The organism is Amycolatopsis ponsaeliensis, from assembly GCF_030182635.1.
In the GTDB taxonomy this organism is placed as follows: Bacteria; Actinomycetota; Actinomycetes; order Mycobacteriales; family Pseudonocardiaceae; genus Amycolatopsis; species Amycolatopsis ponsaeliensis.
Genome location: NZ_JAPZLD010000070.1, coordinates 15,477 through 37,736, shown reverse-complemented (window position 1 = coordinate 37,736; position 22,260 = coordinate 15,477). Strand labels below are relative to the sequence as shown.

The 22,260-nt window shown below is 71.5% G+C and carries 23 protein-coding genes; 10 read left to right on the top strand and 13 right to left on the bottom strand.

The window, feature by feature from the left end; translation table 11 throughout:
• Window positions 1-22: 22 nt before the first annotated feature.
• The 7 genes from QQ657_RS52105 (at window position 23) to QQ657_RS52075 (ending at window position 7,060) form a co-directional block, all read left to right on the top strand.
• Window positions 23-1,246: a lipase family protein gene (locus tag QQ657_RS52105; RefSeq protein ID WP_284749916.1), complete on the top strand. Its 1,224-nt coding sequence runs from the start codon at window positions 23-25 to the stop codon at window positions 1,244-1,246.
• 113 nt (window positions 1,247-1,359) lie between these two features.
• Window positions 1,360-3,669 carry a glycosyl hydrolase family 95 catalytic domain-containing protein gene (locus tag QQ657_RS52100; RefSeq protein WP_284749915.1) on the top strand — a complete coding sequence of 770 codons (2,310 nt, stop codon included), beginning with the start codon at window positions 1,360-1,362 and terminating at the stop codon, window positions 3,667-3,669.
• 60 nt (window positions 3,670-3,729) lie between these two features.
• On the top strand, window positions 3,730-4,098 hold the full coding sequence (locus QQ657_RS52095) for a DoxX family protein (RefSeq protein ID WP_284749914.1): 369 nt from the start codon (window positions 3,730-3,732) through the stop codon (window positions 4,096-4,098).
• Window positions 4,099-4,117: 19 nt separating this feature from the next.
• Window positions 4,118-4,873 (top strand): alpha/beta fold hydrolase, encoded by a 756-nt coding sequence (locus QQ657_RS52090; RefSeq protein ID WP_284749913.1) that lies wholly within the window; start codon window positions 4,118-4,120, stop codon window positions 4,871-4,873.
• 26 nt (window positions 4,874-4,899) lie between these two features.
• Window positions 4,900-5,751 carry a LysR family transcriptional regulator gene (locus tag QQ657_RS52085; protein WP_284749912.1) on the top strand — a complete coding sequence of 284 codons (852 nt, stop codon included), beginning with the start codon at window positions 4,900-4,902 and terminating at the stop codon, window positions 5,749-5,751.
• Window positions 5,752-5,771: 20 nt separating this feature from the next.
• Entirely contained in the window at window positions 5,772-6,434 is a 663-nt protein-coding gene (locus tag QQ657_RS52080) for an HAD family hydrolase (RefSeq protein WP_284749911.1), read from the top strand.
• Window positions 6,434-7,060: a GntR family transcriptional regulator gene (locus QQ657_RS52075; RefSeq protein ID WP_284749910.1), complete on the top strand. Its 627-nt coding sequence runs from the start codon at window positions 6,434-6,436 to the stop codon at window positions 7,058-7,060. The genes QQ657_RS52080 and QQ657_RS52075 overlap by 1 nt, the downstream gene beginning before the upstream one ends.
• Before the next feature lie 257 nt (window positions 7,061-7,317).
• On the opposite strand, the gene QQ657_RS52070 is transcribed toward QQ657_RS52075, so the two are convergent.
• Together QQ657_RS52070 and QQ657_RS52065 are read right to left on the bottom strand one after the other, a co-directional pair.
• Window positions 7,318-7,503, bottom strand: coding sequence for a hypothetical protein (locus tag QQ657_RS52070; protein WP_284749909.1), 186 nt, complete (start codon window positions 7,501-7,503; stop codon window positions 7,318-7,320).
• 97 nt (window positions 7,504-7,600) lie between these two features.
• Window positions 7,601-8,428: an NAD-dependent epimerase/dehydratase family protein gene (locus QQ657_RS52065; RefSeq protein WP_284749908.1), complete on the bottom strand. Its 828-nt coding sequence runs from the start codon at window positions 8,426-8,428 to the stop codon at window positions 7,601-7,603.
• 114 nt (window positions 8,429-8,542) lie between these two features.
• On the opposite strand from QQ657_RS52065, the gene QQ657_RS52060 reads away from it, so the two are divergent.
• Complete coding sequence (locus QQ657_RS52060; RefSeq protein WP_284749907.1) at window positions 8,543-9,298, top strand: HpcH/HpaI aldolase/citrate lyase family protein; 756 nt, start codon at window positions 8,543-8,545, stop codon at window positions 9,296-9,298.
• 4 nt (window positions 9,299-9,302) lie between these two features.
• A complete protein-coding gene (locus tag QQ657_RS52055) occupies window positions 9,303-9,752 on the top strand; it encodes a GNAT family N-acetyltransferase (protein WP_284749906.1) in 450 nt (149 codons plus the stop codon).
• On the opposite strand, the gene QQ657_RS52050 is transcribed toward QQ657_RS52055, so the two are convergent.
• Together QQ657_RS52050 and QQ657_RS52045 are read right to left on the bottom strand one after the other, a co-directional pair.
• Window positions 9,737-10,912, bottom strand: coding sequence for a CaiB/BaiF CoA transferase family protein (locus QQ657_RS52050; protein ID WP_284749905.1), 1,176 nt, complete (start codon window positions 10,910-10,912; stop codon window positions 9,737-9,739). The genes QQ657_RS52055 and QQ657_RS52050 overlap by 16 nt on opposite strands.
• Window positions 10,913-10,933: 21 nt before the next feature.
• The gene (locus tag QQ657_RS52045; RefSeq protein WP_284749904.1) at window positions 10,934-11,914 is read right to left on the bottom strand and encodes a glycoside hydrolase family protein; all 981 of its coding nucleotides are present in this window, start codon (window positions 11,912-11,914) and stop codon (window positions 10,934-10,936) included.
• Between the two features lie 180 nt (window positions 11,915-12,094).
• Between QQ657_RS52045 and QQ657_RS52040 the strand changes: the two genes are divergently transcribed.
• The gene (locus QQ657_RS52040; RefSeq protein ID WP_284749903.1) at window positions 12,095-13,102 is read left to right on the top strand and encodes a LacI family DNA-binding transcriptional regulator; all 1,008 of its coding nucleotides are present in this window, start codon (window positions 12,095-12,097) and stop codon (window positions 13,100-13,102) included.
• A gap of 24 nt (window positions 13,103-13,126) precedes the next feature.
• On the opposite strand, the gene QQ657_RS52035 is transcribed toward QQ657_RS52040, so the two are convergent.
• From QQ657_RS52035 to QQ657_RS51995, 9 genes are read right to left on the bottom strand one after another with little or no spacing between them, the layout of a single operon-like run.
• Window positions 13,127-14,161: a serine hydrolase domain-containing protein gene (locus QQ657_RS52035; RefSeq protein WP_284749902.1), complete on the bottom strand. Its 1,035-nt coding sequence runs from the start codon at window positions 14,159-14,161 to the stop codon at window positions 13,127-13,129.
• Window positions 14,158-15,705, bottom strand: a complete 1,548-nt coding sequence (locus tag QQ657_RS52030; protein WP_284749901.1) for an ABC transporter ATP-binding protein — start codon at window positions 15,703-15,705, stop codon at window positions 14,158-14,160. Before QQ657_RS52030 ends, QQ657_RS52035 begins: the two co-directional genes overlap by 4 nt.
• Entirely contained in the window at window positions 15,702-16,595 is an 894-nt protein-coding gene (locus QQ657_RS52025) for an ABC transporter permease (protein ID WP_284749900.1), read from the bottom strand. The genes QQ657_RS52030 and QQ657_RS52025 overlap by 4 nt, the downstream gene beginning before the upstream one ends.
• Window positions 16,592-17,548, bottom strand: a complete 957-nt coding sequence (locus QQ657_RS52020; protein WP_284749899.1) for an ABC transporter permease — start codon at window positions 17,546-17,548, stop codon at window positions 16,592-16,594. Before QQ657_RS52020 ends, QQ657_RS52025 begins: the two co-directional genes overlap by 4 nt.
• A 1-nt stretch (window position 17,549) precedes the next feature.
• A complete protein-coding gene (locus QQ657_RS52015) occupies window positions 17,550-19,109 on the bottom strand; it encodes an ABC transporter substrate-binding protein (protein WP_284749898.1) in 1,560 nt (519 codons plus the stop codon).
• A 33-nt stretch (window positions 19,110-19,142) separates the two neighbouring features.
• The gene (locus tag QQ657_RS52010; RefSeq protein ID WP_284749897.1) at window positions 19,143-19,565 is read right to left on the bottom strand and encodes a thioesterase family protein; all 423 of its coding nucleotides are present in this window, start codon (window positions 19,563-19,565) and stop codon (window positions 19,143-19,145) included.
• Entirely contained in the window at window positions 19,558-20,487 is a 930-nt protein-coding gene (locus QQ657_RS52005; RefSeq protein WP_284749896.1) for a 3-hydroxyacyl-CoA dehydrogenase NAD-binding domain-containing protein, read from the bottom strand. Before QQ657_RS52005 ends, QQ657_RS52010 begins: the two co-directional genes overlap by 8 nt.
• Window positions 20,480-21,373 carry a beta-keto acid cleavage family enzyme gene (locus tag QQ657_RS52000; protein WP_284749895.1) on the bottom strand — a complete coding sequence of 298 codons (894 nt, stop codon included), beginning with the start codon at window positions 21,371-21,373 and terminating at the stop codon, window positions 20,480-20,482. Before QQ657_RS52000 ends, QQ657_RS52005 begins: the two co-directional genes overlap by 8 nt.
• On the bottom strand, window positions 21,373-22,236 hold the full coding sequence (locus QQ657_RS51995; protein WP_284749894.1) for a TetR/AcrR family transcriptional regulator: 864 nt from the start codon (window positions 22,234-22,236) through the stop codon (window positions 21,373-21,375). The genes QQ657_RS52000 and QQ657_RS51995 overlap by 1 nt, the downstream gene beginning before the upstream one ends.
• Between the last annotated feature and the right edge of the window lie 24 nt (window positions 22,237-22,260).

The following is a 22,260-nucleotide window of genomic DNA, read 5'->3' as shown; positions in this document are numbered from 1 at the left end:
GGTATCGAAACCGGGAGGTCCCGTGCACACTGTCAACGCCGACACTCGCCGAACCCTCGTCGCCACCGCTGCCGCCGTCCTGGCCGCGGCGGCCCTGACCGCCGCCACCCCCGCCGCTTCGGCGGCCGCCCTGCCCCCGCACCCCGCCGCCGATCCGTTCTACGCGCAGCCGTCGCCGTTTCCGGACGTCGCGCCCGGCACGGTCCTCGACTCGCGCCCGATCACGATCCGGGCGCTCACCCTGCCGGTGCCGATCCGGGCGTGGCAGGTCAAATACCGCTCGTCGGACACCCGCGGCGGCGCGATCGCCGACGTCGCGACGATCATGCAGCCGCTCTCACCGCCCGCCGGCCCGCGGACGCTCGTCTCCTACCAGACCGCGCAGGACGGGCTCAGCCTCGACTGCGCGCCGTCGTACGTACTGGCCACCGGGACCGCGCTGCCCGCCGAGGAACTGGCGCTGATGGTGCCGCTGCTCGCCGCGGGCCACACCGTCGTGACCGCCGACTACGAAGGCCCGGACTCCGAGTGGACCGCCGGCCTGAACACCGCGCACGGCGTCATCGACGGCATCCGCGCGGCCCAGTCGTTCGCGCCCGCCGGGCTCGCCGGGGCGTCGACGCCGACCGCGTTGATGGGCTACTCGGGTGGCGCGCTGGCCAGCCAGTGGGCGAACGAGGTGCAGCCGTCGTACGCGCCGGAGCTGAAGTTCGCCGGGGTCGCCGCGGGCGGCGTGCCGGCCGACATCGAGTACGTCGCGCGCCGGATCGACGGCGGGCCGCTGTCGGGGATCTACATCGGCGCGGCCGTCGGGCTCAGCCGCGCCTACCCGGAGATCGACACGGACACGCTGCTGAACGACCGCGGGAAGCGCGCCTTCGCCGAGGTCGGGAAGCAGTGCATCAGCCAGTTCAGCGTCACGCAGGCGTTCAAGCGGATGTCCGGCTACACGACCGTGCCGCAGCTGCTGGACGTCCCCGCGGTGCGGAAGGTGATCTCGGAGAACGTGATGGGCACCCGGAAACCCGGCTCGCCGACGTACTTCTACCAGGGCATCTTCGACGAGCTGGCGCTCACGCCGCCGGTCGACGCGCTGGTGCGGAAGTACTGCGCGGAAGGCGTCACGATGCAGTACGACCGGATCCCGATCGGCGACCACGTGACGGTCGCGGTCCAGGGTGCGCCCGGCGCGCTGGCCTACGTCCACGACCGGCTGGCCGGGAAGCCCGCGCCGCACAACTGCTGATGTCTCGTATGTAATCGGATTAATTACGAAGAATCTTGACCTCGGATCCGGATAGGTCATATGTTTGGCGGGCTGCACGCCGGTCCCCGCCTTCAACGCCGAACGGATCCGACATGTCGAACCCTTCCCTCCCGCCCTCGCGCCGCACCTTCCTCAAGCTCGGTGGCGCGGTCGGCGCCGGGATCGCCCTCAGTGGCGTTCGTCCTTTCACCGCAAGCGCAGACGTCGTGCGCCCGGCTGACGCGGAGCTCGTTCCCGACAGCCGGGCGACGACGCTGTGGTACCCGGCGCCCGCCGCCGAGGACAAGATCATCGAGCAGGGCCTGCCGATCGGGAATGGTCGGATCGGTGCCCTGGTCGGTGGCGACCCGGCCGCCGACTTCCTCTACCTGGCCGACGCGTCACTGTGGACCGGCGGCGCCAACGACGTCCTCGAGGACGACGGCCAGTTCCCCTACGAGCGCGAGAAGTTCGGCACTCTCGGCCTGCTGGCGAAGGTGCGGATCTCGGTCCCCGCGCACACCGGCGTGACCGACTACCGCCGGACGCTCGACCTGAGCAACGGCCTCGTCGTGATCACCTACCGGCACCATGGCGTGCTCTACCGCCGTGAGTACTACGCGAGCCACCCCGACGACGTCGTGGTCGTGCGGCTCAGCGGTGGTCCGATGACCGGCTCGGTCTCGCTCGAACCCACTCGCGGCGAAGCGATGTCCGGCACCGCCGCGTTCACCGGCACCTTCGACAACGGCCTGAAGTACGCGTGCGCCGTGGCCGGTGGCGTGACTTTCAGCGGGAGCCGTGACGTCGTCATCGTGCTCAGCGGCGGCACGAACTACGTGCCCGACGCGGCCCGGAAGTTCCTCGACGCCTCACTCGACCCGCTGGCGCTGGCGAAGCAGAAGGCGTCGAAGGCCCTGCGGGCCGGGGGAGGGGCACTGCTGGGGACGCACGTCGCCGACTACCGGCGGCTCTACGACCGGATGACCGTCGACCTGGGACAGTCGCCGCCGGCGAAGCGCGCGCTGGACTCGTGGTCGCGGCTGCTGGCCCGCCACGACGACCCGGCGACGCCCGACCCGGAACTGGAGGCGAGCTACCTGCAGTTCGGGCGGTACCTGACGATCACCGGCTCGCGCGACGGCCTGCCGATGGGCCTGCAAGGGCTGTGGCAGAACAACAACACGCCCGACTGGATGAGCGACTACCACACCGACATCAACGTCCAGATGAACTATTGGCTGGCCGACCGCGCGGCCCTGCCCGGGAGCTTCACTGCCCTGGCCGACTACTGCCTCGCGCAGCTTCCCGTGTGGACGGACAGCACGAAACGGCTGTTCAACGACCCGCGCAACAGGTTCCGGAACACCAGCGGCAAGATCGGCGGCTGGGCGGTCGCGTTCTCGACCAACATCTACGGCGGCTCCGGCTGGTGGTGGCACCCCGCCGGCAACGCCTGGCTGTGCAACTCGCTGTGGGACCACTACGCGTTCACCCAGGACAAGGCGTACCTCGCCCGGATCTACCCGTTGCTCAAGGGTGCGGCCGAGTTCTGGGAGGCACGGCTGGTCCCGCTGACGGTCGACGGCCGCGAGGTGCTCGTGGACGACCACGACTGGTCGCCCGAGCACGGCCCGCAGGACACCCTCGGGAACACCTACTCGCAGGAGATCGTCTGGGACCTGTTCGAGCACTACCGCGACGCCGTCGCGGTGCTGGGCCGGGATCGTGCCTACGGCGACCGGATCGCCGGGCTGCAGAAGAAGCTGTACCTGCCGAAGGTCAGCCCGGCGACGGGCTGGCTCGAGGAATGGATGTCGCCGGACAACCTCGGCGAGACGACGCACCGGCACCTGTCGCCGCTGATCGGCTTCTTCCCGGGCGACCGGATCGCCGCCGACACTTCGCCGCCCGAACTGCTGAGCGGCGTGCGCGAGCTGCTGATCGCCCGCGGGATGGACAGCTTCGGCTGGGCGTGCGCGTGGCGCTCGGCGTGCTGGGCCCGGCTGAAGGACGCCGACAAGGCCTACCAGCTGCTGCTCACGGTCATGCGGCCGTCGGTGGCCAACGGGAACGGCACCGCGCCGAACTTCTTCGACATGTACAGCCAGGGCAGCTACACGATCTTCCAGATCGACGCCAACCTCGGCGCCCCGGCGGCGATGGTGGAGATGCTCGTCTACTCGCGGCCGGGAGTCCTCGAACTGCTGCCGGCGCTGCCCGCGGCGTGGGCCCGGTCCGGCCGGGTGACCGGGATCGGCGCGCGCGGCGGCTTCGAGGTCGATCTGTCCTGGCACGACGGGAAGGTGACGCGGGCGGTGATCCGGAGCGTCGGCGGGACCCGGACCGAGGTGCGCGCGGGCGGCTGGCGTCGCACGATCTCGCTGCGGCCCGGCCAGTCGGTCACGGTCCAGCCAAGTTGAGGAATAACCTCCGGAAACGATGTAGTGTTCAATCACTTTCTTCGGACCGGAGGTCTCACCGTGAACGTCGTCCTGTGGGTCGTGGCGGGTCTGCTCGCCGCGCTGTACTTGGCCGCCGGCGGCATGAAGCTGGTGACGCCGCGGGAGAAGCTGCTGGAAAACCCGAACATGGGCTGGACGGCGGACTTCTCCGACGCGGGCGTGAAGGGGATCGGCGCGGTCGAGATCCTCGGCGCGATCGGGCTGATCCTGCCGTGGGCTCTGGACATCGCGCCGGTGCTCACCCCGCTGGCCGCCACCGGGCTGGCGGTGATCCAGATCGGTGCGATCATCGTGCACGCACGGCGCAAGGAGACCAAGGCGCTGCCGATGAACGTCGTGCTGCTGGTGCTGGCGGCGTTCGTCGCGATCGGCCGGTTCGCCGGCTGAAAGCTCGTTCGGAGGATCGATGACGCTTCCCGGTTACACCGATCACGGTGGCGACGGCCCGGTGGTCGTGCTGCTGCACAGCTTCCTGATGGACGGCCGGATGTTCGCTCCGCAGCTCGCGGCGCTGGAGGGCTTCCGGTGTGTCACGGTCGACGAGCGTGGCCACGGCGGCACGCCCGCCACCGGGCCGTTCGACTACTGGGACGTGGCTCGGGACGTCCTGGCCGTGCTGGACGAGCTCGGCGTCGCGCGTGCGGCGGTCGTCGGGACCAGTCAAGGCGGGTTCGTCGCGCTCCGGATGGCGCTGCTGGCGCCTTCGCGGGTCTCGGCGCTCGCGGTGCTCGGGACGTCGGCGGCCGCGGAAGATCCCGCCGTCGCCGCCGGGTACCGCGCGGTGCTGGACGCGTGGGTGAGCGGTGGCGCGCCGCCCGAGGTGCTCGACGGCGTCGCCCAGATCTGCTTCGGCGGCTTTCCCGTGGACGAGTGGAAGGAACGCTGGACGTCGGTCGCGCCGGATCAGCTGAAGCTGACCATGGGGGCGCTCGTCGACCGCGACTCCGTGCTGTCGCGGGCCGGTGAGATCACGTGCCCGGCGCTGGTGCTGCACGGCACGGCCGACCTCGCCTACCCGGTCGAGCGAGCCACCGAGCTGGCGGACGCGTTGCCCGCGGCCGAGCCCCTGGTCGTCGTCGACGGCGGCGCCCACTTCCTCAGCTACACCCACCCGGACGAGGTGAACCCGGCGCTGGCGAAGTTCCTCGGCGCGCACGCGTAATACCCTGGAGGTCTCAGGGAGGTCGGGTGGACGTCGATCTGCGGAAGCTGCGGTACTTCGTCGCGGTCGCCGAGGAGCTGCACTTCGGCCGGGCCGCCGCGCGGCTGCACATCGCGCAGCCGGTGCTGTCGCGGCAGATCCGCGCCCTCGAAGGTGAGCTTCGCGCGCAGTTGTTCGTGCGGGACAAGCGGTCCACGTCGCTGACCGAGGCCGGTCGTCAGCTGCTGGAGGACGCGCGCCCGCTGCTGGCCTCGGCGTCGGCGCTGCGGCGGCGGGTCGCGACGGCCGCGCGGGGGACGTTCACCGTGGCGTTCATGCCGGGCATCACGGTCACCGACGCGGTCCGCGCGTTTTCCTCGCGGCATCCGGACGTCTCGGTGGACCTGCTGCGCACGACGTGGGACGACCAGACCGAGGTCCTCCACGACGGCCGCGCCGACGTCAGCGTGGTCCGCCTGCCGGTCGACCGGCGCGGGCTGAGCCTGCGGCCGCTGTTCTCCGAGCCGCGCGTGGCGGTCCTGCGAACCGATCACCGGCTGGCCGGCAAGGAGTCGGTGCTCGTCGGCGATCTGGCCGGCGAGCACCTGCTCAACGACCCGGACGCGGTGCCGGAGTGGCGCGACGTCGCGGTCGAGCTGAGGGACGGTGCGGCGCCGCGGCGGCGGGGGTTCCGGAGCGTCGAAGAGAAGCTGGAGCACGTGGCGGCCGGGCGGGGGATCGCGGTGATCCCGCGGTCGACGTCGGAGTACTACACGCGTCCCGACGTCGCGCACGTGCCGGTCGAGGACCTGCCGCCGAACGAGGTGTGCCTGGCGTGGGTCGCGGCACGGCGGTCGCCGTTGATCGTCACGTTCGCTGAGGTTTTGCGTTCGGTATAACCGTATAGCAGTCTGACGGTATGACTCGTTGGGCGACGTTCGACTGTTTCGGCACGCTGGTGGACTGGCGGCACGGCATCGCGACCGGGATCGAGCTGCTGTTCCCGGGCCGGGGTGCGGAGCTGCTGGAGGTCTACAACCGGATCGAACCGCAGGTGCAGGCCGAACAGCCGGTGCGGCGGTACCGGGAGGTGCTCGCGGAGTCGCTGCGGCGGACCGCGGCCGAAGCGGACGTCGAGCTGGTGCCCGACGACGCGTCCGTGCTGGGGACCGGGCTGCCGTACTGGCCGGTGTTCCCCGACGTCCGGCCGGCGCTCACGGCGTTGCGCGAAGCGGGCTGGCGGCTCGCGCTGCTGACGAACTGCGACCGCGACCTGATCGGCGAGACCCAGCGGCGGCTCGTCGTGCCGATCGACGCGACCGTGACGGCCGAGGACGTCGGGTCGTACAAGCCCGGGCACGCGCACTTCACGCGGTTCGCGTCTTCGTTCGGTGCTTCGCGCGAGAACTGGGTCCACATCGCGCAGAGCCACTTCCACGACATGGTGCCGGCGCAGGCGCTCGACATCCGGCGGGTGTGGGTCAACCGGCACGGCGAGGGTCACGACCCGTCGATCGCGGACGCGGTGCTGCCCGGTCTGGACGACCTGGTGGCGACGGTCGAGCGGGTGCACGCGTCCTGATGGTGCTGCAGACGACGAACACCCGCGACGCGCTGGTAGCGGAGGTTCGCCGCCAGATCCTCAGCGGAGTGCTTTCCCCGGGGACCCCGCTGACGGAGCAGGGCCTGGCGACGACGTTCGGCGTGGCGCGCCCGACGGTGCGATCGGCGTTGCAGGAGCTGGTCGCCCGGCACCTGGTGGAGCGGTCCGACGGCCGGTCGCTGCGGGTGGCGGTGTTGACGTCCGCCGATGTCCGGGACCTGTTCACGGTCCGCCTGCCGTTGGAGCTGACGGCGGTGCGGCTACTCGCCGGGCGTTCTTTGGAGGGGGTGTGGGCAGCGCTGTCGGCCCTGGAGGCGCTGCCGGCGGGGGCGGGCTGGAGCGAGCGGGTGGAGGCGCACACGGCGTTCCACCTGGCCCTCGTCGACGCGGCGGGGAGCGTGCGGTTGAGCCGGATTTATCCGCCGCTGCAGGAGGAGATGCAGCTGTGCTTGGCCCGGTTGCGGGGATCGTACCCGGACCCGGCCGAGCTGGCGGCCGAGCACCGGCGGCTGCTGGAGGCGATCGCTTCGGGCAATCGGGCGAGCGCGGAGGCCGAGATGCGCGACCACCTCGAGCGCGCGCGGAGTGGGCTGCTGGACCTCTGAGCGAGGTCGGCGATGCCGGATGGTCTTGAATGAGTCATTCAGGTCCTCCGAAGACCTGAATGACTCATTCAAGACGTGGGGGTGGGCCGCCGACGCGAGACCGCGGTGCCGCGCACCGGCGCTTGGTTTGGTGCGCTTCGGTCGGATTCCGGCGAGGTGCGCTTCCTGCCGTGGTCGGATCCGGGCTGCCGCGAGCAGAGCGCGCGCGGCGATCCTCAACCGCACCCGGTGCTCCGGCAGTTCGCCTTGCCTGGCTTTCAGCAGCCTGCCGCGGAACCGCTGTGCCGGACCTCGGCCCGGTGGCCCGCGAACAATCCGGCCCACAACGCCGCCCAATGCCGAGGCGCCGCACGCACCTCGCGCGGCCGATGGGCCACCGGGGGTGGCCCCGCCCGGTACTCCATCTCCACCCGCACCCAGTCGTAGATCCAGTCGCCTCGCATGTCGTTCCTCACCTAGTTCTTCCGAGGAACCTCACGTTCGTCCTGAGGCGACCGCCGCCGCATCGGGTGATCACGTACCTTCGCGCCGTTCGATCCCTTACCCGCGCAGCTCCCTCAGCGCGTCCAGATGCCGGGGCGTCCACCCCAGCTCGCGCTGCGCCCGGGCCGGCGTCAGCTGCTGGTCCAGCGCGAACGCCTCCGCGATCGGGCCCATCCGCTCCACCGCCTCCGCGAGGGTGAGGCGAGCGATCGGACCACCGGCCGCGAGCGCCGAGACGATGTCCGCGAGCGGCACGTTCTGCCCGCTCACCCCCGCGTACACCGACTTCGCCGGCGCCCCCAGGGCGAGCGCGTACAGCTCGGCGATGTCGGAAGCGTGGACGAGCGCCCAATGGTTACTGCCGTCGCCGATCAGGGGCACCGGGGTGCGGAAGAACGTCTCGATGAGCCCACCGCCGAGGCCGTAGACCAAGCCGGGCATGACGAGCACCGGGTGCCCGCCGTGGGACAGGACGCGCTCCTCGTTCGCGCGGCGCCACGCCGTGATCGGCGGCGGGTTCTGCGGTGCGTCCTCGTCCACGACGCCCGCCGTGTCGCCGTACACCCAGACCCCGCCCGTGTGCACGTACGGCCCGCGATCGCCGAGCCCCTCTTGCAACGCCTCCGCGGCCGCGAGGTCGACCTCCGCCGTGTCGTCGCCGTAGTGCTGGCCGAGGTGGATCACGCCGTCGGCGGCCGCGGCGGCCTCGCGCAGGACGTCGGTGGCGGTCAGGTCGCCGGCGACCGGGGTCGCGCCCAGCTCGGTGAGCACCCGCGCCGACGCGTCGCTGCGCGCCAGGGCGCTCACCTCGTGACCGTGCCGCCTGAGCGCCCGGACCGTCGGACGGCCGACGTACCCGGAGCCGCCCGTCAGGAAGACCTTCATCGTGGGACCTTTCGTGGTCGTCAGTGGTTCCCTTCCGACTCTCGGCGCCGCGGACGCCCGCGTCCAAGACCCTTTCCGGTCGCTGTGATACCCGCAGAGCATTACGCTGGGGCCGTGCCCGCGACCACGTTCCTGTTCGTGCCCGGCGACCGTCCCGACCGCTTCGGCAAGGCTGTGGCCAGCGGCGCCGACGTCGTGATCCTGGACCTCGAAGACGCCGTCGCCCCGGCGGACAAGGATTCCGCGCGCGCCCACGTCGGAACCTGGCTCGAGGACAACGAAGCCATGGTCCGGATCAACGCCCCGGGCACGCCCTGGTTCGACGCCGACGCCGCCCTCGTCATCGCCCGCGGGATCCCGGTGGTCGTGCCGAAGGCCGAGACGCCCGGGGTGCTCGCCGGGTTCCGCGAGGTCGTGGCTCTCGTCGAGACCGCGCGCGGCGTCGAACGCGCAGGGGAGCTGGCCGCCGTCCCGTCGGTCACGCGGCTGGCGTTCGGCAGCGTCGACCTGGCCGCCGAGCTCGGTGTCGCGCCCGAGGACCCGGAGCCGTTCGCCTACGCGCGCTCGCGGCTGGTGATCGCGTCGGCGGCCGCCGGGCTGGCACCTCCGGTGGACGGCGTCACCACGGATCTTCGCGACGACGAAGCCCTTGAGGCTGACGTCCGCTACGCGCGCCGCATGGGTTTCGGCGGCAAGCTGTGCATCCACCCACGCCAGATCGCCCCGGTCCGCGCCGGCTTCGCGCCGACGGACGCCGAGCGGGAGTGGGCGCGCAGGGTGCTCACGGCGGGGGAGTCGGCGTCCACTGTGGACGGCCGGATGGTGGACAAGCCGGTGCTGGACCGCGCCCGGCGGATCTTGGGGGAGTGAAGCCGTGAGCCACCAGGTCGCGCTGCGCCGGCTCCGGTCCGGCGACGACGAGTTCTGCTTCCAGCTGCACCGCAGCGCGCTCGGCGAGTACGTCGACGCGATCTGGGGCTGGGACGAGCCGGTGCAACGCGCGCGCCACGAAAAGAACTTCGACGCCGTCCACACGCAGATCATCACCGTCGACGGCCACGACGCCGGCTCGCTGACCGTCCTGGACACCGGCACCGATGTCGTCCTGGGCCTGATCGAGCTGGATCCGGTCTACCAGGGCCGCGGCTTCGGCGGGCACATCGTGCGGGCCCTGGTCGCCGAAGCGGCGTCGCGCGGTCAGGACGTCGTGCTCGAAGTCCTCGACGTCAACACGCGCGCGAAGGCGTTCTACGAGCGGCTCGGCTTCGTCGAGACCGGCCGCCCGCGGGCGCACAAGATCGCGATGCGCTACACGGCGCCCTGACGCCGCAACGCTTCCGCGTCGAAGCCGAACTCCGTCAGGACCGCGTCGGTGTGCTCGCCGAGCGCCGGCACCGGATCCATCCGCGGCGCGCGGCCGGGCACCGTGATCGGCGGCAGCGTGGCCCGGATCGGCCCGCCCGGCGTCGAGACGTCCACGAAGCGATCACGGGCCGTCAGCTGCGGGTGGGCCAGGACGTCGGGCAGCTCGCGACGGCGCGCGTGCGCGATCCGGCCCCGGCGCAGCCGCTCCTCCAGCTCGGTGCCGGTCAACCGCGCGAAGATCGTGTCGATCGCCCGTTCCAGGGCCGGGCGGTGGGCGACGCGGGCGCTGCCGGCCGCGAACCGCTCGTCGGTCACCCACTCCGGCCGCTCGACCGCGTGCTCGCAGAACGCCGCCCACTCGCGTTCGTTCTGCACCGCCAGCACCACCTCGGTCCCGTCGCCCGCGGCGAAGGTGCCGTACGGCGCGATCGCCGGGTGGCTCGTGCCGGTCCGCGGCGGGGGCGTGCCGCCGTAGCCCGCGTAGTAGAGCGGGAACCCCATCCACTCGACCAGCGAGTCGAACAGGCTGATCTCGAGCTGGGTGCCCTGCCCGGTGCGCTCGCGGTCGTACAGCGCCGAGAGGATGCCGGAGAACGCGTACATCCCGGCGCCGATGTCCGCCGCCGGGATGCCGCTCTTGGCCGGCTCGGCCTCGGACCCCGTCACCGAGACCAGGCCGGCTTCGGACTGGATGAGCAGGTCGTACGCCTTCGCGTCGCGGTACGGCCCGCTCGAGCCGTAGCCCGACACCGAGCACGTGATCAGCCGCGGCCGCGTGGCGCGCAGCGCGGCGGCCCCGAGGCCGAGCCGCTCCGCGACGCCGGGGGCGAAGTTCTGCACGAACACGTCGGCCCGGTCCAGCAACGCCGCCATGACCGGTGCCGCCGCGTCGCTCTTGAGGTCGAGCGTGACGCTCTCCTTGGACCGGTTCAGCCACACGAAGTGGCTCGACTGGCCGTGCACGGTTTCGTCGTACGCGCGGGCGAAGTCGCCGCTGCCCGGACGCTCGATCTTGAGCACCCGGGCGCCCAGGTCGGCCAGGTGCCGGGTGGCCAGCGGCGCGGCGACCGCCTGTTCGCAGGACACGACCGTGACGCCGTCGAGGGGCAGGGAGCGCATGGCCGCATCCTGCCACCCGGGTCAGAGCGCGCGGGCGATGGCGATGTTCCCGGCGAGCCGTTCGCCGGCCTCGTAGACCATGTACTCGCGTCCCTGGTAGGTGCCGAAGCTCGGGGCCGCCGACCGGCCGTTGTCCGGGGCGCCGGCGAGCGGGGTGTGGAAGGTGCCGAGGTGGTTCCGCTTCGAGAAGTCGTTGCCGACCTCGGTGATCATCAGCTTCCCGCCGTGCGCGATGTCGGTGTTGTAGACGACGTACGTGCTGTTGTTGCGGTACAGCAGGTGTGGGCCGCCGATGTCGTTCGCGCCGACGTCGGTGTGGCGCACGAGCGGCGTCTGGGAGAACGTCCAGTTCAGTGCGTCGGGTGACCAGCCCCAGCCGATGTCGCGGTGGTTGGTGGTGTTGTTGAGCATGAACACCATGACGTAACGGGCGTTCTTCGCCGGCAGGTCCTGGCGGAAGACCCGTGCGTAGGACGTCTCGGTGGTGCCCGCGGGCTGCAGGCGGGTCGACAGGACCTCCTTCTCGTAGGTGAAGTGGATGCCGTCGGCCGAGCTGGCGAGGCGCGTGACGGTGTTTTCGCCGTGGAAGTAGAGGTAGATCCGGTTGACGTCGTCGTTCCACAGGGCGTGCGGGGAGGAGACGTGGCTGACGGAGTACTCGCCGGGCCAGGAGTTCTTGACGATCGGGTTGCCCGCGTACTCGGTGAACTCCTCGTCGAGGGAGTTCGCGTACGCCAGGCAGATCCCGCCCGGCGCGTCGTGCGGGGCGTAGTAGAGGTAGTACGCGGCGAGCGCGTTCGGGATGCGGCCGCTGGTGCCGCGGATGCAGGGGAAGATCATCTCGCCGGTCGGGTTGTAGCGCAGCTTGCTCTTGACGAGGGCGAGCCGCTGGTACCGGTAGTCGGGGAAGCCGGCGGGGGCGGCGGTGGCGACGGCCGGGATCATCGCGCCCGCGCCGAGCGCGGCGGCGCCGGCCAGCAGGCCGCGTCGGGTGAGGGTCATGACCGCTCCTTCGAGGTCTCTGATGGGGCGACGGTGACACGCGTCAGACGGCGTGGTCAATGGAGTAATACGTATTAGTACGGTCGGGACAGGTTTGCTGGAGTTTCGGGCAAAACGGTTGACGGGCCTGGGGGAGGCCCGCACTCTGAATCGGATCAGCTGACTCCGGGCGAGGTGGCGATGGGCAAGGTGCGGCAGGCCGACATCGCCCGCGTGGCCGGGGTTTCGCAGGCGACGGTGTCGGTGGTGCTGGGTGGCAACCGCACCGGGGTCCGGCTGTCGGAGCGGACGAGGCTGCGGGTGCTGGAGGCCGCCGAGCGGCTGGGGTACGTGCCCGACCCGGTGTCCTCGCGGCTGGCGGCCACGGGCAACAACCTGCTCGGGGTGTATACGTTCACCCCGGCTTTCCCGGACATCGCCGACGTGTACTACCCGATCCTGGCCGGCGTCGAGGCCGAGGCGGCCGCGCTCGGCAAGGACCTGATCATGTTCACGGCATCGAGCGCGGCGCCGGACCGGATCCGCCGCACCCGGCTGGCCGACGGCTGCCTGTTCCTCGGCCGGCACGTCCCGGTGGACGCGATCGCCGACCTGCTGGCCGCCGGGTTCCCGATCGTCCACATCGGACGCCGGACCGAGCTGGGTGGCCGCATCCCGCACGTGGGCGCGGACTACGTGTCGGCGTCGGCGGAGGTGATCACGCGGCTGGCGCGGGCCGGCCACCGGCGCGTGCGGTACCTGCGCGAGCCGGACGACGCACCGTCGTCGTGGGACCGCGAACGCGGTGTACGAGCGGCGGCGGCCGAGGCGGGAGTCTCGCTGGTGGTGAGCCGCACCGACGGGGCGGATCTTTCGGCGGTTGCGGTCCGCGGTTGGCTCGACGACGGCGTGACGGCGTTGGTGGTGGAGGAGACGGACACGGGAGCGGTGTTCGACGCGACTTGGCGAGGGTTGCGGGCGGCGGGGGTTTCGGTGCCGGGGGACGTGTCGCTGGCGGTCCTCGGGCGGCCGCCTGCTGGGGTGGAGGGGCCGGTGATCAGCGGGTTCGAGGTCCCGCGGCGGGCGTTGGGCCGGGCGGCGGTGCGGCTGTTGGCGTCATTGGTGGAGCCGGGGACGGGGGAGCCGTCGCTGCACCGGCTGCTGACGTGCCCACCGGTGGCGGGGGAGACGATCGCGGCGGTCGGTTGACCTACCGAGCTGCTCGAGCCGGGCTCAGAGGCAGCCGGCCAATGCTTCCAGCAGCAGCGAGCCCCGGCGGTCCGTGTCCTCCGGCTGCAGCTCGCTGGTCGTGAACGAGAACCCGAGACCCTCCTCCGGCCACGCTCCATGCCGCCCGCCGCCGGCGCCGGAGTGGCCGAATGCCTCCTCCACCGGGCCGTACGTTCCCAACGAATCCGCCAGCTCGTACCCCAGACCGAAGCGGACCGGGCGGTCGTTGATCGCGTCCGTTCCCGAGGACCACGTCGACGTCGCCGACGCCAGGACCGGCGCCGGGACCAGGCCCGCGCAGATCCGGTCGTAGAGCCGCGCCATCGCCGCCGCCGTGCCGGTTGCGCCGCCTGCCGCCAGCTCCGCACGGCGGTACTCCGCCGAATTGATCGTGGCCGGCTCCAGCAGCCCGCGGTACATCCTGTCCACGACGCGACGCCGGACGGGATCGTGCAGGAACGTGCTGATCCGGTAGTCCGGCGACCGCGTCAACCGCGCGACGCGGTGGTCCTCCGACGCCGGCGTGCCGAGGTGGATGTCGAACCCGCCCAGCAACGACCGCACCACCGAGCCCGCGGACCGGCCCGTCACCCGCCGGATCAGCTCCGTGCACAGGTAGCCGTAGGTCGCCGCGTGGTAGGCGACCCGCGAGCCGGGCGTCCACAAGGGACGTTGTGTCGCCAGGGCGGAAGCGTTCGCCCGATTGTCCAGAAAGGACACGTCCGCCTCGACGTACGGCAGCCCGATCGTGTGGGACAGCACGTGCGACACGTCCCCCGACGGGAACTCCGGCCAGTACCGCGACACCGGCGACAAAGGGTCGATCCGCAGCAGCGCCATCACCGTGGCCACCACGCCCTTGGTACCGGAGAACAGCACCACGAGCGTGTCGCGCGTCCACCCCGGCCCGCCCCACAGCTCGACGAGGACCTCGCCCCGGCGCACGACGCTGAACGCCGCCCCGCCGTCGGTGGCAGCCAGCACGGACGCGAACGCCTCGCGCACCGGCTCGAACCCCGGCGCCACCGTGCCCTTCACAAGCGCGGGGTCGCGGCCAGCAACTCCCGCGTGTACGAGTGAGACGGCGAGTCCAGCACGTCCCGGACCGGCCCTTCTTCGACGATCGCGCCGCCCTGCAACACCGCGATCCGGTCCGCGACCTCGCCGGCCAGCGCGATGTTGTGCGTGACGAACAGCATCGCCATCCCCAGCTCCCGGCGAAGCTCGCCCAGCAGCTCGACGATCGTCGCCTGGACCGAGACGTCCAAAGCAGAAGTCACCTCGTCGCACACCAGCACGTCCGGCGTGGTCACCAGGGCACGGGCGATCGCGGCCCGCTGCCGCTCGCCGCCGCTGAGCTGGTCCGGCAGCCGATCGGCCAGCTCCCGCCCGAGTCGGACCCGGTCGAGCATCTCGTCGACCCGCGCTCGGCGCTCGGCGCGCGACATCGACGTCAGCTGCCTCAACGGAACCTCGATCGACTGCGCGACCGTCCGGCGCGGGTTGAGCGAGGAAAACGGGCTCTGGAAGACGTACTGGATCCGGCGCCGCTGGTCGTCGGATCGCTGCCGGGTGGAGGGCGCGAGCCCGGTGCCCGCCAGCGAAACCGTCCCACTGTACGACGAAGACAGCCCCGCGATGCACTGCGACAGCGTCGTCTTCCCGGAGCCGGACTCGCCGAGCAGCAGCAGGCACTCGCCGCGCGCGACCGAGACGTCGACCCCGCGCAGCACCACGTGCTGTCCATAGGAGACGGACACTCCCCGCGTCGCGAGCACCGCTTCGTCCGGGGGCGGCGGCACGGAAGTGGCGTCCGGATCGGGAACGGCGTCCAGGAGCCGCCGCGTGTAGGCGTGCGACGGCGTCCGCAGCACCGACGAAGCCGCGCCGCACTCGACGATCTCCCCGTGGTACATCACCGCGACGCGGTCGGCGATCTCGGCGACCACCGCGAGGTCGTGGGTGATGTACAGGGCGGCGACCCCGTGCTCGGCGGTCAGCGACCGGACCGTCTTCAGGACCAGGGACTGCGTGACGACGTCCAGCCCGGTCGTCGGTTCGTCCAGGACCACGACGGACGGCCGGGCGGCGAACGCCATCGCGATGCCGACGCGCTGCTGCTGCCCGCCCGAGAGCTGGTGCGGATAGCGCCGCCGGTACGCCGGGTCCGCCGGCAGCCCGACCTCCTCCAGCACCGAGCCGACGCGCTCGTCGACCGAGCCCGGGTATCCGTGAGTCTCGAGGACTTCGGCGATCTGCAGCCCGATGCGCAACGCCGGGTTGAGCGACAGCGCCGGATCCTGCGGGATGTAGGCGACGGTGCTGCCGCGCAGCCGTCGCCGTCCCCCGGCGTCCAGGGAGAGAACGTCGACGTCGCCCACGGCGATCCGGCCGCCGGTCACCGCCAGCCCGCGCCGGAAGTGGCCGAGTGCGGCGAGCCCGGCGGTGGTCTTGCCGGAGCCGGACTCGCCGACCAGTGCCAGGACCTCGCCGGGCGCGACCGCGAACGACACGTCGGTGAGGACGGCCGATCCGGCCACAGTGGACACTGCGAGCCCGATGACCTCGAGAGCGGCGTTCATCGGCGAGCCTCCCGTTTCCGGCCGGCGGCGGCCGCGGCCAGCGCGTCGGCGACGAGGTTGGTACCCACGGCCAGGGCGGCGATCGCCAGCACCGGCAGCAGCACGCCCCAGGGCTGGACGACCAGCGCGATCCGGTTTTCGTTGATCATCAGGCCCCAGTCGGCCGCCGGTGGCTGGATGCCCAGGCCGAGGAAGGACAGCGACGCGATGTACCCGATCGAGTACGTGAGCCGCAGCCCGAGCTCGACCATGAGCGGGCCGGTGATGTTCGGCAGGATCTCGCGCAGCAGGATCCGGGACCGCGGCACGGCGTACATCTCGGCCGCGCGGATGTAGTCCTGCCCCGCCACCGCGACGGTCGCCTGCCGGGCGACGCGGGCTGTCCGCGGTGCGTGCGTCAGCCCGATGACCAGCACGAGCAGCCAGCCTTCCGGCCCGATCACCGCGATCGCGAGCAGCGCGATCACCAGCTGCGGGAAGGACAGCAGGACGTCGTTCCCGCGCATCAGCAGGCTGTCGAGCCGGCCGCCGCCGTACCCGGCGACCATGCCGAGCAGCGCGCCCACGACGATCCCGAGCGCGGTCGCGAGCACGGCGTAGAGCAGCAACGTCGTCCCGCCGGCGAGGAACCGCGTCAGGACGTCGCGGCCGAGGCCGTCGGTGCCGAAGACCCCGTCCGGCTTGAACGGCTTCCCGGCGAAGTCCGTGGTCGTGTGCCCGGTCAGCACCGGGCCCAGCCACGGCCCGAGCAGGGCGATCAGCACGACGACGAGGGAGAGCGCCGTCCCGATCTTGGCCTGCGGGAACGTCCAGGCGGTGCGGAAGAGCCCGCCCGTGCGCACCGGCGGCGCGTCCGGGGTGGCGGTGCCGGGGAGTTCGACGGCGGTCATCGGCCCGCCTCCGTCCTGAGTTTCGGGTCGGCGAGGATGCCGACGACATCCGCGAGGAGGTTCACCACGATGTAGACGCCCGCGATGAGCAGCGTGATCGCCTGGACGACGGCGACGTCCCGCTTGGCGACGGCGTCGATGAGCGCCTGGCCGATGCCGGGGTAGCGGAACAGGAACTCGACGACCACGACGCCGCCGGCGAGCCAGGCCAATTGCAGCGCGACGACCTGCGCGACCGGGCCGATCGCGTGCGGCAGCGCGTGGCGGACCAGCACCGTCCGCTCGCGCACGCCCTTGAGCCGGGCCATCTCGACGTACCCGCTGTCGAGGACTTCGTTCATGGTCGCCCGCATCATCCGCGTGATGTACGGCGTCACGACCAGCACGAGCGTGAGCACCGGCAGCACGAGCTGGGCGGGCTGGCGCCACACCGCCTCGCCGGGCGGGGTGATCGTCACCGACGGGAAGATCTTGAACACCGTCGTCGACAGCAGCACGACCAGCGCGACGCCGATGACGAACTCCGGCAGCGCGGCGATGACCAGGCTCACCCCGGAGATCGCCTGATCGGTGGCGCGGTCACGGCGGATCGCGCTCCACGTGCCGAGGCCGAGCCCGAGCGGGGTGGCGAGCACCGCGGCGATCACCAGCAGCACCAGCGACGCCGAGATCCGGTCGCCGATCAGGGCCGTCACCGGGCCCTGGGTGGACGTCGACGTGCCGAGGTCGCCGGTGAACAGCCCGCCCAGCCAGTCGAGGTAGCGCTGCCACACCGGCAGGTCCAGGTGCAGCTGGTGCTGGAGCGCGGCGATGCGCTCGGGGGTGGCCTGCTGGCCGAGGATGGCTCGCGCGGGGTCGCCCGGCAGCAGCAGCGTCGCGACGAAGACCAGCAGGGACACCACCCAGAGCACGAGCACGCTGACGAGCAGGCGGCGCAGGATCAGTCCGGTCATCTCACGCCTCCCCGCTCGTGCCGAGCCAGGCGGTGCGGAACTGGTAGCCGCTCAGGGAGACCCCGGTGCGGTCCGGGACGAGCCCGGCGACGTACTTCTGGTGGGCGTCGACCTGGTTGACGAAGCCCCAGACGATCAGCCCGCCGCGGTCGTACTCGATCTTCTGGGCCCGTTTCAGCAGGTCCGCCCGGGCGGCCGGGTCCACTGTGGACCCGGCCTGGGTGACGAGGTCGATGAACTCCGGGTCGTGCCAGTGCGTCTCGTTGTACGGCGACTTCGGCAGCGAGCCGTTCGCGACCTGGGGGAGGTAGTTGCGGGTGTACCAGAAGTCCTGGGCGAAGTCCCAGGACAGGTAGTTCTCGCCGTAGAACGTCGTGGTGTCGAGCTTGCGGATCTTGACGGTGATGCCCGCGGCCTTGGCCTGCTGCTGGAACACCTGCGCCGCTTCGACCGCACCGGCCTGGATCGGCGCGGTGACCAGCTCGACGTCCAAAGTGGCGTGACCGGCTTCGGCGAGCAGCCGCCTGGCCGCGTCGATGTCCTGCTCGCGCTGGGGGAGCTCCTTGGCGTACGCGGGGTCGAAGGGTGCGTAGAGGTCGTTGCCGAGCCTGCCCTGTCCACTGAGGACCTGGTTGATCATCTGCTTCCGGTCGACGACCAGCCGCATGGCCTGGCGCACCCGGACGTCGTCGAACGGCGGCCGGTCGACCCGCATGGTGAACGGCAGCCACGTGCCGGTCTCGGCGGCGAGGACCTGCATCCGCGGGTCGCTGCGCAGGACGTCGACCAGGGCCACCGGCACCTGGTCGATGGCGTCCACCTGGGACGAGAGCAGCGCGTTGATCCGGGCGTCGTCGTCGGCGAAGTTGATCAGCACCAGTTCGTCGAGGTAGGGCTGCCCGGGCCGCCAGTAGTGCTCGTTGCGGGTGAACGTGCTCTGGAGCCCGGCGGTGAACGAGCCCGCCTTGAACGGGCCGGTGCCGATCGGGTGCTTCAGGTCGAAGTCCGCCGGGACGATGCCGAGCGAGTACTGGCCGAGCAGGTCGTCGAAGCCGGCGTTCGGCGTGCTCAGCCGGAACTCGACGGCCCGGTCGCCGCTCGGTGCCACCTCGGCCAGCATGGTGAGCCCGGCCGCGCCGCTCTTGGGGTCCTTCGGGTCCATGATCCGCTTGAAGGTGGCGACGACGTCGGCCGGCGTCACCGGGCGGCCGTCGTGGAACTTGACGCCGTCGCGCAGGACGGCGGTCCACGTCCGGGCGTCCGGCGACGACGTCAGGGACTGGGCGACCACGGGCTGCAGCCGGTAGTCGTGGTCGCGGAGCAGGAGCGGCTCGTAGAGGTTGATGACCCGCGCGATGTCCGGGTTGGTCGCCGGGATGTGCGGGTCGAGGGTGTCGGATGCGCCGCCGCCGGTGACGCCGACGCGCAGCCGGCCGCCGGAGCGGGGCGGCCCGGCCGGCACCGGGGCGGCGTACGTCGCGCCGCAGCCGGCGGCCAGCACGGCGACCCCGGTGGCGGCGAGGAACCTGCGCCGGGTGAAGGGACTACATCGCTCTTCCATGGTGGGGACTTCCGGTGGGAGCGGGCGTTCGGGTCAGGCGATGGCGCGCCCCGCGTAGTCCGGGACCGGGTTGAGGTAGCCGCGCAGCCGCTCCGCGATGTCGGCGGGGAGCGGCGAAGCTCTGCTGTCGGTGACGTGGATCGCGAGGATCTCTTCGGTGGCGACGAGGTCCCCGGCGACGCGCAGTTCGTGGCAGAGCCGGACCTTCTTGCCGCCGACGTCGAGCACGCGCGTCGTGACGTCCAGGTCGGCGTCCGGCCCGACCTCCCGCAGGTACCGGACGTGGGCCTCCACTGTGTACAGCGAGGATCCGCTGCGCTCCGGGCCGAGGCCGACGGTGTCCATCAGGTGCGTCGTCGCGTCGCCGAAGACCAGGACGTAGTAGGGCTCGGACAGGTGGCCGTTGTAGTCGATCCACTCCGGACGGACGCGATCGCGGTAGGACAGTTCAGCCATCGCGCGCCTCCTCGACCGCGCGCTGGATCGCGATGATGGCCCGGTCGCGCTCGGCGATGAGGTCCGCGATCGTGCGCTTCCCGGCCTCGTCTTCGCAGCCCTCGACCACGGCGTCGCGAAGTTCGGTGGTCAGTTCCGGCGCGTCGAGGCGGGTCCACGGCGCCTTGAGGGATGGCCCGAAGTGGTCGAGCATGTGCGCCATGCCGCCCTCGCCGCCCGCGAGGTGGAAGGTGAGCATCGGGCCCTGGATCGGCCAGCGCAGGCCGGGGCCGTCGGTGATGGCGGTGTCGATCTGCTCGACCGTGGCCTCGCCGTTCGCGACCATGTGCAGGGCTTCGCGCCAGAGCGCTTCCTGCAGCCGGTTGGCGATGAAGCCGGGGACCTCGCGGTCCATGGTGATCACGGTCTTGCCGACGCGCCGGTAGAAGTCCGCGGCCCGCTCGACGGCCCACGCCGCGGTGCGGTCGCCGCCGACGACCTCGACCAGCGGGATGAGGTAGGGCGGGTTGAACGGGTGCCCGACGACGAGCCGCTCCGGGGTCGCGGCGTCGGCCTGCATCTCGGTCATGCCGTAGCCGGACGTCGAGGAGGCGATGACGATCCCGGCCGGGGTCGTGGCGTCGATCTCGGCGAGCAGCTTCCGCTTGAGGGGGAGGTCTTCGGGGGCGCTCTCCTGGACGAAGGTCGCGTCGGCGACCGCTTCGGCGAGGGTGGGCGCGACGACGAGGTTGTCCCGGCTCGCGCCGTCGGCCAGGCCGAGCGAGGTGAGTGCGGGCCAGGCGGCGTCGACGAGCCTGGTGAGCTTCGCCTCGGCGTCCGGCGCCGGGTCCCAGGCCTGGACGCGGAAGCCCCGGGCGAGGAAGTGCGCGACCCAGCCGCCGCCGATCACGCCGGCGCCGACGCAGGCGACCGTCTCAGGCATGGACGCGCTCCTTCAGGCCGAGGATCTCGCGGGCGCGGGAAGCGCTTACCACGGTGGCGCCGAGGTCCTGGACGATCCCGACGGCGCGCTCCACGAGCTGGCCGTTGGTCGCCTTGACGCCCTTCGCGAGGTAGAGGTTGTCCTCCAGGCCGACGCGGACATGCCCGCCGAGCAGCACGGACTGCGCGACCCACGGCATCTGGTCCCGCCCGATGGCGAACGACGCCCACTGGGCACCTTCGGGCAGCAGGTTCACCATGGCCTGCAGCAGGCCGGGATCGACCGGAGCGCCGTAGGGGATGCCCATGCAGAGCTGGAACAGCGGGGGAGCGTCGATCAGGCCCTCTTCGACCATTTTGGATGCGAACCAGAGGTGCCCGGTGTCGAAGATCTCCAGCTCGGGTTTGACGCCCAGCTCCTGGATCCGCTTGGCGCCGGCACGCAGCATGTCCGGTGTGGACACGTAGAGCTGGCTGCCCTCGCCGAAGTTGAGGGAGCCGCAGTCGAGGGTGCAGATGTCCGGAAGGAGTTCTTCGACGTGGGGGAGCCGGTCCAGCGCGTTGACGAGGTCGGTGCCGTCGACCGGCTTGAGCGGGTCCTCCTGGTCGATGACGAGGTCACCGCCCATCCCCGCGGTCAAGTTGATGACGACGTCCACATCGGACTCTTTCACCAGCCGCACGACTTCGCGGTAGAGCGCGACGTCCCGGGTGGGCGACCCGGTTTCGGGGTCCCGGACGTGGATGTGCACGACAGCGGCCCCGGCGTTCGCGGCCTCGACGGCACTCGCGGCGATCTGCGTAGGGGTGACCGGCACGTGCGGGCTCCGGCCGACGGTGTCCCCGGCGCCGGTGAGGGCGCAGGTGACGATGACCTCGTGGTTCATCAGACCCCTTTCACGATGGACCTCTCGATGAAGTCGTGCAGGTGTGCACGCATGCTCTCGGCCGTGCTGCCAGGCCGGCCGGTCAGTACCTGGATGCCGAGGCCGTCGATCAGGGCGGTGAGCCGGGTGGTCGCGGCGTCCGGGTCGGTCACCGCGAACACGCCCTGCTCGCGGCCGGAGCGGATGGTCATGGCGATCGTGCGTTCCCAGCGGCCGATCGAGTCGTGGTAGAGCGACCGGAACGACGGGTCGAGCGCGACCTCGTTCCACACCTGCAGCCACACCGACCACTCGGCGCGCAGGACGCCGTCGGTGGGCAGCTGCAGCTCGACGAGCCGGTGCAGGCGCTCGTGCGCGTCGGAGATCGAGTGCAGCTCCGCGACCTGGCGGTCGAACGCGAGCTTCACGTTGCGCCGCAACGCTTCGTTGAGGACTTCGGTCTTGCTCGGGAAGTGGTAATGGATGGCCGCGGTGCTCGTGCCGCACGCTTCGGCGATGTCGGCGATGCGCACCTTGTGGTAGCCGCGTTCGGCGATCAGCGCCCAGGCCGTCTCCAGGATGCGGCGGCGCGGCTCGGACTGGGCGAGGTGGTCGGGATCGTCGCTCGCCAGGCGGGCGGCCGGCGCGGGCACCGCCGTGACGGTGACCGCGTCGTCGCTGCCGTTGAGCAGCCAGTTGACCGTGACGCCGCAGTGCTCGGCGACGCGGACCAGTTCGTGCGGCGAGAACCGGCGGGTGCCGTTCAGCGCCTTGGACAGTTTTGTTTCGTCGAGCCCGATCGCGGCGGCGAACTCCCGCTGGGCCCCCGGCATGGCCTTGACCAGACCGCGGACCCGGTCCCGCAGCTCGACGGTTTCGTCCATGCCAGGAGACGGTAAACCGGTATT

Coding starts and splice junctions, on each gene's coding strand:
- QQ657_RS52065 (WP_284749908.1), bottom strand. CDS start 8,428: ATGAAGGTCTTCCTGACGGGCGGCTCCGGGTACGTCGGCCGTCCGACG.
- QQ657_RS52040 (WP_284749903.1), top strand. CDS start 12,095: ATGGGCAAGGTGCGGCAGGCCGACATCGCCCGCGTGGCCGGGGTTTCG.
- QQ657_RS52045 (WP_284749904.1), bottom strand. CDS start 11,914: ATGACCCTCACCCGACGCGGCCTGCTGGCCGGCGCCGCCGCGCTCGGC.
- QQ657_RS52010 (WP_284749897.1), bottom strand. CDS start 19,565: ATGGCTGAACTGTCCTACCGCGATCGCGTCCGTCCGGAGTGGATCGAC.
- QQ657_RS52050 (WP_284749905.1), bottom strand. CDS start 10,912: ATGCGCTCCCTGCCCCTCGACGGCGTCACGGTCGTGTCCTGCGAACAG.
- QQ657_RS52020 (WP_284749899.1), bottom strand. CDS start 17,548: ATGACCGGACTGATCCTGCGCCGCCTGCTCGTCAGCGTGCTCGTGCTC.
- QQ657_RS52075 (WP_284749910.1), top strand. CDS start 6,434: ATGGTGCTGCAGACGACGAACACCCGCGACGCGCTGGTAGCGGAGGTT.
- QQ657_RS51995 (WP_284749894.1), bottom strand. CDS start 22,236: ATGGACGAAACCGTCGAGCTGCGGGACCGGGTCCGCGGTCTGGTCAAG.
- QQ657_RS52000 (WP_284749895.1), bottom strand. CDS start 21,373: ATGAACCACGAGGTCATCGTCACCTGCGCCCTCACCGGCGCCGGGGAC.
- QQ657_RS52090 (WP_284749913.1), top strand. CDS start 4,118: ATGACGCTTCCCGGTTACACCGATCACGGTGGCGACGGCCCGGTGGTC.
- QQ657_RS52005 (WP_284749896.1), bottom strand. CDS start 20,487: ATGCCTGAGACGGTCGCCTGCGTCGGCGCCGGCGTGATCGGCGGCGGC.
- QQ657_RS52015 (WP_284749898.1), bottom strand. CDS start 19,109: ATGGAAGAGCGATGTAGTCCCTTCACCCGGCGCAGGTTCCTCGCCGCC.
- QQ657_RS52025 (WP_284749900.1), bottom strand. CDS start 16,595: ATGACCGCCGTCGAACTCCCCGGCACCGCCACCCCGGACGCGCCGCCG.
- QQ657_RS52100 (WP_284749915.1), top strand. CDS start 1,360: ATGTCGAACCCTTCCCTCCCGCCCTCGCGCCGCACCTTCCTCAAGCTC.
- QQ657_RS52070 (WP_284749909.1), bottom strand. CDS start 7,503: ATGCGAGGCGACTGGATCTACGACTGGGTGCGGGTGGAGATGGAGTAC.
- QQ657_RS52080 (WP_284749911.1), top strand. CDS start 5,772: ATGACTCGTTGGGCGACGTTCGACTGTTTCGGCACGCTGGTGGACTGG.
- QQ657_RS52030 (WP_284749901.1), bottom strand. CDS start 15,705: ATGAACGCCGCTCTCGAGGTCATCGGGCTCGCAGTGTCCACTGTGGCC.